Here is a 12,686-nt window from a genome sequence, read left to right as displayed (position 1 = left end):
AACAAATAATTTAAAGAGATTCTCTTGGAGAAAAGTATATAATAAAAACTCCAATTAATGCTACGATAGCCCCGATTAAATCATATTTATTCGGGACAAAATTATCGAATTTCCAAGCCCAGATAAGTGACATTACGATAAAAATGCCTCCGTAAGTTGCGTAGGTCCGTGCAAAATTTGCAGGCTGAAAAGTTGCAATGATTCCATAAAGGGCAAGTATGATAAATCCGAAAATACCCAAAACCAGAGATTTATTATCTCTGTACCAAAGCCATACTAGATAACCACCTCCTATCTCACAAAGCCCCGCCAGAATAAAGATTAAAGTGGGCTTTATATATGTTATAAAAATTTCAGATTTCAACATGATATACATGACGGCATTTTATTTGTATAAGTACAATTAGGTGAACAGTCATTCTTAATTTTGTTCAATTTATTTTTAAGGTCGAGTAAGGATATGATCTGTAAATCTATTTTTTTTATGTTTTTATCAAGCGTGTCGGACAGATTTTCACACTCAACTAAATTAAATTGTCTGCTCCGAATTAACTCAGCAATATCAGAAATAGGAAAATTTAAATTCCGCAAGGTATGTATTAGATCAAGTTGTTCTAATACGTCAGTAGAGTATTCTTTGTAATTATTATCACGACGTAAAATTAAGCAATTTTTGAACAACCCTTCCTTTTCATAGTAGCGTATGGTATCCCGAGAGATACCAGTCTTCCTAACCAAATCTCCGATGAGCATAATTTTTTCTCGAGCCCCTATTGACAGTGGAGCTAACTCCACGGTTTAGACTGAACAAAAATAATTTAGAGGCAAAAAATGTCAAAAAAAATGAATCCTTTGTTAGCATGGGCAAGTAAGTTCTCAGTTCTTGGAATTGGGTTGTGCGGGCTTTGCTGTTTAGCTCCATTTATTATTGGAATTACTGGAATTTCAAGTTTATCCTTGTTTTTTAGAATATCGGAAATTGCAGGAATAATAGGGCTAATTGTTAGCCTTATGCTAATTATGTTTTGGTATTTTAGAAAAAGGCAGCACGCATGCTCAATTAATTGCTCGTGTAAAACTGAAAATATAAATAGTTAAAGTCGCTATTGACTTATAAAAATATTATTCGAAGCTATTTAAGATCCTAAAGAGCACTTTCAATCGGCATCTAAACGATGCCGTATACTAAAATTCTCCTTTCCCAGTTCATCTGTAATCAAAACTTAACAATAATTTTGTCGATTTAGATTACGAATATTATCGTATATTTACGATATACAAATATATCAAAAGCCGTGTGCCCAATGATAGATTCCAACAATTGACCAATTCATAAATCTAAGGAGAACAAAAATGAGAAACTCATTCACACATAAATTAATAAAAACGGCAACGGGATTGTTGCTTTACCTAATTCTACTCGTTCCGAATTTTTTATCTGCTGATGTTTCAAAATTAAATCCGAAATTAGGACAATTCGGATCAACAATTACGAAGGAATTCGGATCTATTCCAGAGGATAGAAATACAAATCTGAATAAACTTGCCTTATTCATCACTTCTAAAATCAAAGCTAAAGAAAAAGTAAATCTGGTATTTATCTGTACCCATAATTCAAGAAGAAGCCATATGTCTCAAATTATGGCAAAGACCGCTTCTATCTACTATGATATTCCTGGTGTCGAAACATATTCGGGAGGAACTGAAGCTACTGCATTTAATCCGAGAGCGATCAAAGCCTTACAAAAAGCTGGAGTCGATATTTCTACTAACGACGAATCAAAGAATCCAAAGTATAAAGTTAATTTAGGCAAACCTCTTCCAACTTTCCTTGCTTACTCTAAAAAATATTCGGATAGCAAAAATCCAAATTCTAATTTTGCAGCCGTTCTTACCTGCTCTCAAGCAGATAAAAATTGTCCGAATGTGGAAGGAGCTGTTATTAGAATCAGTCTTCCGTTTGAAGATCCAAAAGAATTTGATAACACTCCGGAAGAAGAAGCTAAATATGATGAAAGGTTAAAAGATATATCCAGAGAAATGTTCAAACTATTCGCTTTAGTAAAAGAGAATTTGAAGTAATGAAAGCAAGAGCTATTCTATTTCCCTTACTTGTATTTTTTCTATCCTCCGGCAGTTTATTTGCTCAATCCGGCGGAGATGTCATTAGTAATCTAAATACCTGGGTTGAATCCCAGGTTGTTGGAAATTCGATCTCATTTTCTTCTTTGATCGTTCTATCTATCGGAGGAATTTTAGCAAGCCTCCTGCCTTGCACCTACCCTCTCTATCCGATTACGGTAACTATCATCCAGAAACGAAGCGTGAATTCTAGACGTTGGAGCCATCCACTTGTTTATTATTCGGGTCTTGCCTTTATGTATATGGGATTCGGGTTCATAGCTGGGTTTACAGGAGGAGCTTTTAATTCCATTTTAAGACTCCCAGAAACAAACCTGATCATCGCAAGCTTCATCTTTATTTTAGGCTTAAGTGCAATGGAATTGGTCATGCTTCCTTTCTTTGGTGGAAGGGAGATGACGACAAGGTCCAATACAGGCTTTTTAGGTACCTTTTTACTCGGGATGGGTGCGGGATTGATTTCCTCTCCTTGCATAGGTCCGATAGTAGTATCTATTCTATTACAGATCACAACTTCAATAGAAACTGTTTCATTTCAGTCTGTTTCCATCGCCGCTCTTAAGATGCTTTTCTTTGGATTTGGGGTAGGAATTCCGTTTCTACTCATAGGAGCTTTCGGAATCTCTCTACCTAAATCAGGTAGATGGATGAAGTGGATACAATATTCCTTAGGAGCTTTGGTACTATACTACTCTTACTCATATTATGAAAAAGCCATGATTGGATTCGGATTTACGAATAAGGAATCTTTAAGTATTATCGGCGGGCTTGCTATAGTTCTCCTGTCCACTTACTTATTTCAAAATCCGGAGGTATTTAAAACAGAGAGAATGAAAAAATCTCTTACGATCTGTGGAGCTTTAGTCGGAGTGTTCATCCTATTCCATTCGGAATTGAAATCGACCACTCCCTTATTATCTAACGAGAACCCAGGTAATTTCCAAACCGTTAAAGAAGGAAATCTTACCTGGTTCCGTAGCAAAGAGGATGCGTTTCAAGTAGCTAAGATGAATAATCAAAAAGTCTTTATCGATTTCTATGCAGATTGGTGTACCAATTGTGTCGAGTTCAAGAAAATGACTCAAAGCAATCCAGTCCTAAATTCAGGTCTGCAAAAGGCAACGCTATACAAAGTCATGGACCATGATGAAGAATTCACAAACTATCTAAGCGATCCCAAACTTGCAGAGCTAAAATTGGGTCTTCCATTCTTTGCGGTATTTGATCATAATAAGAACCTTATATTTAAGACCAATGATTATCTGAAAATTCAGGAAATGATACAATCTATAGAAAACTAAATAACCAAGTAGGCGTTAAACTAAAAATAAATTAACGCCTATATCAAACTTTTAATAACTCCGGGTATAGAAATGAAAACAATTATCCAGAAAGTGAAATTTTCGGCTTCTGCTGAAACCATTTATAACTTGTATATGGATTCCAGGTTACACAGTGAATCCACAGAGTATTTCGCCCACATAGACCCTGTCACGGGAGGGGATATGAGTTCCCTAAACGGATATGTTCGAGGTAAATTCTTAATGATTAAACCAGGAAGGAAAATCGTACAAATCTGGAGAGGATCGGATTGGGACAGATCCGACTTAGATTCTATCTGTCTCTTATCCTTTGAAGACCGTATAGATGGATGCGTTGTAACATTGGTTCACGATGGTTTACCGGAAAATAAATACGAATCAATCAAAAAGGGATGGAAAGAATATTACTGGAAACCATGGCGAACTTATTTATTTAGCTATAATAAAGCACGAGGACTCAGAGGAAGAAGAGTCTATCTATAGATAATATCATAAGCTTGGTAAAAATGATTTTAGATCGTCTATGATATTCTCTAACGTCGGAGCCTCTCCATAATAAAGAGCTTTTGTATTTTCATATCGTTCTTCGATTTGCTTTCGTCGAGTTGAATCGCTAAGAATAAATGCTTCACTCTTCGTCAGGTTTTTTTCATCCTCAGGGCGAAATCTTTCCTTCTTGTGCTTTTGATACTCTTCCGTTCCTATAAATTTTTGAATCTCCTCCAGCTTTAGCAGCTTATGAATATCATAATAGTGCCTAGCGAAATTTGAAGGGTCTTCCCCGGCCATAAGCTTCCTATATTTTGTCGAAATAGCCTGAAGTTTTTCAACAAACGTATATTCCGGACGATAGCACCTGACCTTTAGAGCCCGATTGTCAAAATACTTTTCTAACTGTCCGGTTTTCTCTAAGAAATCGATAATCCAAGAGGAGACGGTTTTTTCTTCCCACGGCTCTACGTTATCAAAACCTATTTCAAGAAGAATCCCAGGTTTAACCCCTTGGCTAGTTTGCAAGGATGGATAAGATACTGTAATACCTGCGTTAATTAGATAATCACTATCGAACTCATTGTTTCGATAAATAATTGCGGATCCAGGGACTTTAATTTGTTCCACTAAACCGTTAAAGAATTTTTCCCTCTTTTTTACATTCGCGACTGACTTATCTTTCCGAGACGTTTTAGATTTCATAGATTCATCTTCTATCAATAAATCTATATCTTCGGAAAACCTGTCAATAACGTGGTAAGCCTTCGAAAGAGAAGTTCCGCCTTTCATAAAATAGCTTAAATCTGAATCAGTTAAAGACCATAGTACATGCATGATCCAATAATCTTTCTCGATCAATGTTGGAATAATATTCTTAGATTCGGAAACAATCTGAATTAGATTTTTCCATTCATTGTCTTGGTGAATAAAAGGCTTAGTCACGGAATTTTGGATAACAATTCGTTGAGTTCTTTCTTAACAGCAACTTTACCGAAGTTATCAGCATATTTCTTAAGTCGGCTCTTATTGAGTTTGTTTACTGCACCTTGCAAACGTTCCGTTAAATTAACTGGATTCTCGGCAAGCGCATTACGCTCATTCATAAACTCGACCACTAAGAATTCCGAATTTGTTGCACTTGGATATCCTGGCCTGCGCTTAAAATTAAACTTCAATCCACCAAGTTCTACTCGGCCATGTCGCTTTAGATTATACACTGTAAACTCATTATAGAGTTGAGTTAGTCCTAAGCCTATACCATTTAAAGAATTGTGATCAACTAAGAGAAAATCCTTAGTTTTAAGATATTTCTCAACCAACTGAGGGAGTTCTGCGGGAACTTCTCCAAATTTACTAAGCCTAGGACGTGAATATAGGCCAGTTCGGACTTTTCGTAAAAATCCCTCTTTAACCAGTTGTTTTAATTCACGATCAACACTAGGTGAAAAAGAAAGTAAATCACTGCGCCGATAAACCTTTCCGGGCTTCAAGTGGAGTTTTAGGGTGTGAAGACTCATGATATTATTTAGACGTTCTGTCAAAAAAGCGTCAACATTTTTTGTAATAATTCATGCACTTTTTGAAAAGAATAAACGACAAAGCCAGGTTTATTGCAAGTATTAGCGGTTTTAAAGTGTTACCTATGTGGTTGATCGTTCAAGTCTTGGGGGCTGGTATATGAGACAGATTGCCCATTATGGGGAAGCACCTGTTGACTCACGTAAGAATCTACTCCAAATGAATCTGGAAAATCATTTCATAAGTATTTTTAAATTCGCGATATCGTTTGCAATTAATAAAATTTCTTTCTCTGAATTCGAATAGCATTCAAAATTGCTAAGAAAGATACCCCCACATCTGCAAAAACTGCTTCCCACATTGTTGCCATTCCGCCTGCCCCAAGTATTAGCACGATAGCCTTTATAAAGAAAGCTAAACTTATATTTTGCCAAACAATACGTTTAGTTGCCCGTCCCACTCGAATTGCCATTGGAATTTTTCTCGGTTGATCATCTTGAATTACTATATCAGATATCTCTATTGTAGCATCACTGCCGAGTCCCCCCATAGCAACTCCTACATCACTTAAAGCGACTACAGGGGCATCATTAATACCATCTCCAACGAAAGCAACTGATTCATTTTGGGTTTTAATCAGCTTAATTTTTTCCACTTTATCTTCCGGCAAAAGATCTCCATGGAATTCGTCAATTCCGATTCTGCCAGCGACGAAACTCACCACGGATGATTTATCACCACTTAACATAATCGTTTTTACATTCAACTTTTGTAAGTCTTGTATCGCGGCTGCCGAATCTTCTTTAATTTTGTCTGAAATAGTAATATAGCCGACATATATTTTCTCTATAGCTATGACAATCACCGTAGAAATAAAAATTGAAGGATCTATATCATAGGTAATTTTAAATTTATCTAATAATCTGAAATTACCAACTAAAATTTCACTTTCATCTATGATGGCCCGCATACCGTAACCTGGAATTTCTCCAACATCTTTTAATATAAGATTGCCATTGACCTTACCAACGAAATCGTGAATTGCAGTAGCTACGGGGTGAGTAGATTTACTCTCTATGGCGTTAACATAATCCAGAATCTTTTCTTTTTCAAAACCGGCTTTAATATTCACTTCCTGAACTTCAAATACACCTTCTGTCAAAGTTCCGGTTTTATCCATAACTACGTTCTGAATTGAAGCAATCACATCCAAAAAATTTGATCCCTTAATCAAAATTCCGTTCTTTGACGCTGCCCCAATTCCACCAAAATAACCTAACGGAATCGATATAACTAAAGCGCATGGGCAAGAAATAACCAAAAACACCAATGCTCTGTAAAACCATTGATTAAAAATAAATCCTTCGACGAAAAAATAAGGCACTGTACAAATAGCTGTCGCAAGAAATACAACAACGGGAGTATATATCTTTGCAAATTTACGAATGAATTTTTCAGTAGGAGCTTTTTTACTAACAGCGTCTTCCATCAATTGTAAAATTTTTGAAAGTTTACTGTCTTTGTAACTGGTAGTAACTTTAATATTAGCAAGACTACCGAGATTGATCATCCCTGCGAGCACTACTTCGCCTTCTCTTTTTGTATCTGGCTTACTTTCGCCAGTCAGAGCAGCGGTATTAAAACTTGCCACCTCTGAAACTAAAACTCCATCAAGAGCTAATTTATCACCAGCTTTGAGTTGAATTATTTCTCCGATGGCAACTTCAAAAGCTTTCTTTTCTTTGATATCAGAACCGACAATTACATTTACAATATCTGGCCTCTGATCTAAAAGGTGTTTGATATTTAATTTTGCTTTTTTTACCGCAAGTGTTTGAAATATTTCTCCTACAGAATAAAACAGCATAACCGCTACTCCTTCAGGATATTCCGAAAGATAAAATGCCCCCATTGTGGCGATACTCATCAATAAGAATTCTGTAAACACCTCACCTTTAAAAATTAATTCTACAGCTTCTTTTAAAACAGGAAGGCCAACTGGGATATAGGCTATTAAATACCAAACAAATCTGACCCAACCATAAAACCATGCAGAAAAATAGTAATCAAAGATTATTCCCATACCCAAGAGGACAAGGGAACCGACCACAGGAAAAAACGTTTGATAATCTAAATTATTTGAAGAACTTGATATGTCCATTTCTTCATTCGAAGACCGATTACTCAGACATTCCATTTCATCGGAACAACATGATTTTTCTTTATTTATTTCTAAATTGGGGAACTTCTGCATTTTTATAAACCCTCTTTATTTGAAAACACAACTGACTGTAGAATTAAATATTGTTCGAACAAGCTCATCATTCTTTCTCCAACCAATAGTAGAATACGGGCAAGATGATCAAGGTAAGAATCGTTGATGAAATGATCCCTCCGATTACTACTGTTGCTAAAGGTTTCTGGACTTCGGAGCCAAGCCCTGATCCAAATGCCATCGGTAGAAAACCGAAGGAAGCAACAAGTGCGGTCATAACGACAGGTCTGATTCTACTCGTTGCCCCTTCAGTTACAGCCTCTTCCACGGTCACTTTAGGATTATCTCTTAATCGATGAATTGTGTCTAACTTTACCAATCCGTTCAACACTGCAATTCCTGATAATGCGATAAAACCTACGTATGCAGACACGCTCAGAGCCATTCCTCGTAAGAACAGAAACCATACTCCTCCAGTTAAGGCAAATGGAACGCAGAAAAATACAAGTATTGCTTGTCGGAATGACCCAAGACCCATGTAAAGTACAACGAATATCATGAAAAGTGTCGAAGGAATAATTACCAATAGTTTAGTCTTAGCACTTTCCAAATTTTTTATTTGCCCTCCCCAAAATATAGAGTATCCTTGCGGTATTTGTAGAGAATTTACTTTTTCTTTAGCTTCTTCATAGAAGCTCTCTAAATCTCTGCCTCTTAAATTCACTGAAACTGCAACGAAACGCCTCGCTTGGTTTCGAGAAATTGTCATCACCTTCTCTGTCTTTTCTATTGTAGACAATAAACTAATCGGAATCATTCCGCCGTCTTCTGTGCCGATGTTTATGTTTGAGATTTCTTTTTCGCTATTTCGGAAATCTTCAGAAAGCCACATTTTAATTGGAAATCTCAATTCTTCTTCATAGTAACCGCCTACTTCGAAACCGCTCATCGTTGCTTCAATAGATGCGTTCAAAGAAGGCAAAGGAACATCATAATAATTCAATTTAACTAAATCCGGAACGATATCGATTACCTTAGCCTTTCTCAAAGCCATAATCGGATCCAGCTCTACTTCTTCGGCACCTTGAATATTCTCTAACGTATTCTTTAATGATTCTTGTAATTCGAATAATACGTTCAGATCTTTACCTAAAATCCTCACGCTGATATCAGCCCGACTCCCTTCCATTAATTCGTTAAATCGTGCCTCCAATGGCTGACTAAGAGTTAACTCCGACTCTGGAAATTTTTCAGATACAGTTGTATGTATTTTATCTAAAAAGGCTTCCCATTTTTCAGTTGCTAACAGATCCGGCAGAGATTCCTTTTTTAAAATAATAAAAGTATCCGCGTTAAACGGTCCCATGGGATCATTGGCTACAGAACTCGTTCCTACCCTTGAGAAAACTCCTTGAATTTCCGGTAGAGCTAAAAGTAGTTTCTCAACCTCTTTCTGTTCTTTAATACTTTCCTCTAAGCTTACATTACCCTCTCGGACAATAACAAGCATCAAGTCGCCTTCAGTAAGTTTCGGTAAAAACACAGTCCCTAAACGAGTGTATAAAAATCCTGTAAGAAGAAAGAAAAACAATGAAGAGAAAGCAATCATCTTAGGCCTTTCCAACATTTTTGGTAAAAAATTTCGATACCATGTCACGAACTTACTTTCTTTTTCAGTATGAATACTCTTACTGTTCGGAGTCATAAAGAAATACAGCAAGGGGGGAAGGAAGAAAATAGCAAGAATCAAGCTAAATCCTAATGCTAATAGTACTGTCTCTGCCATTGGCCGAAACATCTTCCCAGGAATACCGTCCAAGCTCAAAATTGGAAGATATACCAACATAATAACAATAATTCCAAATGTCACAGGTTTCAAAACCTCGATTGAGGATTGAAAAATTATCTGTCTCTTCTCTGCGTTATTGGAATAGGATTGCTTTTCAAATCTAGATAATACGCTTTCAGCAATTACAATTGAGGCATCTACCAACAAACCAAAATCAATTGCTCCTAGACTCATTAAGTTTGCAGAGATTCCAAAGTATTTCATGCCTAAGGATGCCAATAGCATGGAACCAGGAATTATAGAAGCTACGATTAAAGCTGCTCTCCAATTTCTAAGAATGAAGAATAGCGTAATGATTACAAGAATCGCTCCTTCTCCTAGATTTTTTAATACCGTATCTATTGTTGCGTTTATTAGAAAGGATCTCTCCAAAAGTACAATTACTTCCACATCTTGAGGAAGAGTTAGTTTATGAATGGCTTGATTAAGTTCGTCATTGACCCTTTCACTATTCTCGCCTCTTAGCATTAACGCCGTTCCAAGAACTATTTCCTTTCCTCCAGCGGTCGCTCCTCCAAGCCTGAATTTACCGTGCTCTTTTACCTCGGCAATATCGGATACACGTATGGCTCCTCCGCTAGCCATTCTTTGCACAGGAATTTTTTCAATTTCCCGCAAATTGTTTTTTATCCCATTTATCCTAACGATCGCAATTTCCCTTTCCTTTGAGATGATTCCCCCACTAAAATTTTCTCCTAATGTAGAGAGATTCGAGATCAGTTTATCTATAGTAAGTCCCCATCTTGCCATCTTAGAAGGAATTAAATCGATATGTATTTCCTTTTCAAATCCACCGTTTGAATCCACCTCGACAATACCTGGGACCATAGATTTCAATTGAGGACGGACTATATAATCCTGAACAGTTCTCAGATATAATAGTCTCTTCTCTTCCGGCATCTTTTCTAATTCAGAACCGGATTTAGCTTGAACTGAATAGAAAAAGATTTCACCTAAACCTGTAGAGTTAGGTGCGACTTCCGAAGAAACACCTACAGGAAGTTTATTTTTGGCACTCGATAATCTTTCTAATACGAGAGACCTTGCCAAATAAATATCCGTACCTTCTTTAAAGATTAAAGTTAAGTTAGAAAGTCCGAATTTAGAGACAGAACGAATATCGATCAAGTTAGGCAAACCCATCAATTCTGTTTCTAGTGGAAATGTAACCAACTTCTCTACCCTCTCTGGATCTAACGGTCCGGTATTTGTAGTTACAATAACCTGGACATTCGTAATATCCGGCACAGCGTCTATCGATACTTTCTTAAGATTAAAGAAAGAATAAATAAAAAGAAATAATACGATCCCTATAGATAAAATCGAATTATTTAGAACTGTATTTAAAAGTCTGCTCAGCATCTTTTAATACCCCTATAATGTCTTTTTCGTTGGTGATATACAGAAGGTTAAGAAAAGCTTCTATATGCGTTAGTTGTGCATCCAATATAGAATGATATGTCTCGTGCAGTTGGCTCTCCAATTCTAAATAGCTCAGAATTTGGATACGAGACTTAGAAAATTGCGCGTCCGCAAAATTTAAATCATTTTCAATTCTTTCCAACTTAGACAAATCGAATAATTTAATATTAACTTTTGATTTTTCATACTCCAAAATAGTTTGCCGAAGATTCATCTTTATTAAGTTTTCTTGCTGCAAGAGGTTATTCGACTTTGCATCCATATTTTTCTCTGCAGCTGTAATTTTATTTTGAAATTGATCCCATACTGGAACCCTGAATTTTAATCCCACATCGAAATATCGGTTTGAAACCCCTGATTTATCTTCCCCCACTTGGCCAACAACTGAGTAGTCCGGATATTTTTCCAAACTAGCCAAGCGGTATTCAGTCCGGGCTTTCTCCACCTCTCCTCGGGCAGTTAACAATAGAGGATTTTGGTCGATGGCCTTTTTTTCCAGATCACTTTGGTCAAAACGAATTCCGTCTTTAAAAAAGGGAAGAGAGAGAGAGGGAATTGAGTCAAATCTAAGAAAAAAATTCATTGCCTCGTAATTTTTTGAGGAAAGTAACTCTAAATCATTAAAATGTTTCTTTAAAGCCAGTATCCTTCTTTCTAAAATGAATAGGTCTGTTTTCGCCTGGGGAGTTATGAACGGTCTAGATCTGATATAATTTTCAATTATAGCAAGCCTGCGTAACCTTTCTTTCACATGACTTCTATTTATATCAGCTATGAGATAGCGATATGCGAACTTTACCGCATTGAATCGCACCGAATTTGTTGCTTCGATGACTTGTATTTCTTTAATCTTGGAATCATTATTTACTAAGAGTTGTTTTAACTCCTTTCTCCCAGGATAATAAATAGGCTGCTCTACTTGAAAAGAATATTCCGAACCAGACTCGTTTGCGGCCTTTCTCTGTCCATAATCCATAGATAGAATGGGGTTCTGAGTCATGCCCTCTTGCTTCTTTCTGAAGTATAGGGTTTCTAAATCGGAATTTAAAGAGAGAAGCAATGGAGAATTACGTTCAGCAACTTCAACAATGCTCTCTATAGTAATCTTTACCGCTTTTTTTTCCACAGACTCAACTGCAAAATTAGGAACAGTGAAAAAAGAAAAAAATATAATCGATAAAACGAATTTGTTTATTAAAATAATTTTAAAGAGGTAAAAATTCCTCTCCAATGAATAGCAGTACACGGCCAACCTCCACGTTTTAAACTTAAGCTGTCTAAAAGCGTGGATTAGATAAGAATTCGAATAGTATTTATACTAAAGACAGGATCAGAATGACTATCAATCGGAAAGATTGAATCTCGCAAATCTGAAGCAGCAATTTCGATCTTTAATAGTGAATCTATGAAAAATATATAATTGCTTGAAAATGAAAGGTGTATAAATGAGCTAAAAAATTTCTCTTTGTAAGATATATTTAAACTACCAGTGTCCCATTCACAATCAGATTCCTCTTGCGGTGCGGTCGGTTCATGGGATAAATCTGAACTATGCAAGTCACTTGCTTCAATAGGACTTACCAAATCAAATTTGCATAATGTACTACAATTTATAGATAAAATACACGCAGAAAGAAACGACAAGCTTAACAGAATTTTACGCAAGCCCGGAATCATAATCAAGACTTTAGACGGTGCAAAAGTTTGTAAAGGACAAATTATCTGA

The 12,686-nt window shown here is 36.3% G+C and carries 10 protein-coding genes; 3 read left to right on the top strand and 7 right to left on the bottom strand.

Annotation, left to right across the window (positions count from 1 at the left end; genetic code table 11):
* Positions 1 to 10: 10 nt before the first annotated feature.
* Positions 11 to 376, bottom strand: a complete 366-nt coding sequence (locus tag LEP1GSC050_RS15865; protein WP_010568729.1) for a YnfA family protein — start codon at positions 374 to 376, stop codon at positions 11 to 13.
* Positions 361 to 753: a helix-turn-helix domain-containing protein gene (locus LEP1GSC050_RS15860; RefSeq protein ID WP_010568728.1), complete on the bottom strand. Its 393-nt coding sequence runs from the start codon at positions 751 to 753 to the stop codon at positions 361 to 363. Before LEP1GSC050_RS15860 ends, LEP1GSC050_RS15865 begins: the two co-directional genes overlap by 16 nt.
* A gap of 600 nt (positions 754 to 1,353) precedes the next feature.
* On the opposite strand from LEP1GSC050_RS15860, the gene LEP1GSC050_RS15855 reads away from it, so the two are divergent.
* From LEP1GSC050_RS15855 to LEP1GSC050_RS20415, 3 genes are all read left to right on the top strand, one after another.
* Positions 1,354 to 2,082: an arsenate reductase/protein-tyrosine-phosphatase family protein gene (locus LEP1GSC050_RS15855; RefSeq protein ID WP_010568727.1), complete on the top strand. Its 729-nt coding sequence runs from the start codon at positions 1,354 to 1,356 to the stop codon at positions 2,080 to 2,082.
* Positions 2,082 to 3,443, top strand: a complete 1,362-nt coding sequence (locus LEP1GSC050_RS15850; RefSeq protein ID WP_010568726.1) for a protein-disulfide reductase DsbD family protein — start codon at positions 2,082 to 2,084, stop codon at positions 3,441 to 3,443. Before LEP1GSC050_RS15855 ends, LEP1GSC050_RS15850 begins: the two co-directional genes overlap by 1 nt.
* Positions 3,444 to 3,515: 72 nt before the next feature.
* Positions 3,516 to 3,947: an SRPBCC domain-containing protein gene (locus LEP1GSC050_RS20415; protein ID WP_010568725.1), complete on the top strand. Its 432-nt coding sequence runs from the start codon at positions 3,516 to 3,518 to the stop codon at positions 3,945 to 3,947.
* 6 nt (positions 3,948 to 3,953) lie between these two features.
* Here LEP1GSC050_RS20415 and LEP1GSC050_RS15840 read toward each other — a convergent pair whose 3' ends face one another.
* From LEP1GSC050_RS15840 to LEP1GSC050_RS15820, 5 genes are all read right to left on the bottom strand, one after another.
* Positions 3,954 to 4,898, bottom strand: a complete 945-nt coding sequence (locus LEP1GSC050_RS15840) for a nucleotidyl transferase AbiEii/AbiGii toxin family protein (RefSeq protein WP_010568724.1) — start codon at positions 4,896 to 4,898, stop codon at positions 3,954 to 3,956.
* Positions 4,895 to 5,473: a hypothetical protein gene (locus LEP1GSC050_RS15835; protein WP_010568723.1), complete on the bottom strand. Its 579-nt coding sequence runs from the start codon at positions 5,471 to 5,473 to the stop codon at positions 4,895 to 4,897. Before LEP1GSC050_RS15835 ends, LEP1GSC050_RS15840 begins: the two co-directional genes overlap by 4 nt.
* A 275-nt stretch (positions 5,474 to 5,748) precedes the next feature.
* A complete protein-coding gene (locus LEP1GSC050_RS15830; protein ID WP_010568722.1) occupies positions 5,749 to 7,728 on the bottom strand; it encodes a heavy metal translocating P-type ATPase in 1,980 nt (659 codons plus the stop codon).
* A 67-nt stretch (positions 7,729 to 7,795) separates the two neighbouring features.
* A complete protein-coding gene (locus LEP1GSC050_RS15825) occupies positions 7,796 to 10,900 on the bottom strand; it encodes an efflux RND transporter permease subunit (protein ID WP_010568721.1) in 3,105 nt (1,034 codons plus the stop codon).
* Positions 10,866 to 12,206 carry a TolC family protein gene (locus tag LEP1GSC050_RS15820; protein ID WP_020987241.1) on the bottom strand — a complete coding sequence of 447 codons (1,341 nt, stop codon included), beginning with the start codon at positions 12,204 to 12,206 and terminating at the stop codon, positions 10,866 to 10,868. Before LEP1GSC050_RS15820 ends, LEP1GSC050_RS15825 begins: the two co-directional genes overlap by 35 nt.
* Between the last annotated feature and the right edge of the window lie 480 nt (positions 12,207 to 12,686).

Origin of the sequence: Leptospira broomii serovar Hurstbridge str. 5399 (assembly GCF_000243715.2) — a bacterium.
GTDB lineage: Bacteria > Spirochaetota > Leptospiria > Leptospirales > Leptospiraceae > Leptospira_B > Leptospira_B broomii.
This window is presented reverse-complemented; position numbering and strand designations above follow the sequence as displayed.